General features: G+C 71.9%; 1 protein-coding gene and 1 pseudogene. Both read right to left on the bottom strand.

The annotated features are described in order from the left end of the window. Positions 1 to 362, bottom strand: a 362-nt coding sequence (locus AC1DYX_RS31445; RefSeq protein ID WP_477266169.1) for a hypothetical protein, incomplete at its 3' end; no start/stop codon positions are given. Continuing rightward, positions 355 to 1,055, bottom strand: a pseudogene (locus tag AC1DYX_RS31440) (hypothetical protein); the annotation flags it as partial. The gene AC1DYX_RS31445 and the pseudogene AC1DYX_RS31440, both read right to left, overlap by 8 nt.

The following is a 1,055-nucleotide window of genomic DNA, read 5'->3' as shown; positions in this document are numbered from 1 at the left end:
GCCACGCCGGGCGTCGCTACGCCGGGCGTCGCTACGCCGGGCGTCGCCACGCCGCGCGCAGCCAGCAGCTTCATCGCATCGTCCAGCGGAATGCGTGCGATGCCGGCCCGGCGGTCGACCCAGCCATAGCTGTCCAGCAGGCGGCGCTTTCCGGCGAAGTACGCCGCGCGGTCCGGCTGCGGCGCCGGTTGCAGCAGCGGCGTCGGGCCCTGGAACGGATATGGCGGCGTGTTCGCGGCAGGCCCGCGTTCGCGCAGCATCAGCGTGGCTGCGAGCAGCGCGCAGGCGATACCGCCCACGATGATGGCCGCACCCCAGCCCAGGCCGCGCAGGTCGAGATCGCCGCCGGTGTCGTCAGACATGCGCGCCCTCCTTTCTTCGATCCGCCAGCGCCATCCACGCCAGCACGCCAAAACCGCCCGCGACCAGGGGCGCGAGCCACAGCCAGTGCCGGGTCAGGTGCTCGACGGACGGCAGCACGAGCCACCAGCAGTCGAGCAGGTGMGCCGCCAGCAGCACCCCGGCCAGCACGCCCAGCAGGCCGGGCGCGCGCTTGGCGTGGCGCGACAGCAGGATGCACAGCGGCCCGGCGAAGTGGCCGACGACGAGCACCCAGGCCACAAGCTGCCAGCCGGGCGCCCCCCGGCGCAGGTACCAGGAAATCTCGTGCGGCAGGTCGGCCGCCCAGATGATCAGGAACTGCACGTACGCGAGGTAGGCCCACGTCATTACGTACATCATGAGCAGGTTGCCCAGGTCCGGCAGGCGCGCGCGCGCGGCGCCGCGGTCGATCAGCAGCACGCCCAGCGCGAGCCCCGTCAGCATCTGCCCCGTACCGGCCAGCCAGCCGAACACGCTGGAATACCATTCCGGCTGCAGCGACATGATCCAGTCGACGGCCGCCAGGCTGACGGAAAAGCCGTACACGAGCAGGCAGGCGGCGGCACGCGCCGGCGAGCGGGTGCGGGCGCGCGTCTCGACGAGGGCGAGCCCGCTCCACAGCAGCAGGTAGACGATGCTGCGCACCGTGAAGAACATGGGGCTCAGCCATAGAC

The organism is Massilia sp. P2_C2, assembly GCF_056404615.1.
This window is presented reverse-complemented; position numbering and strand designations above follow the sequence as displayed.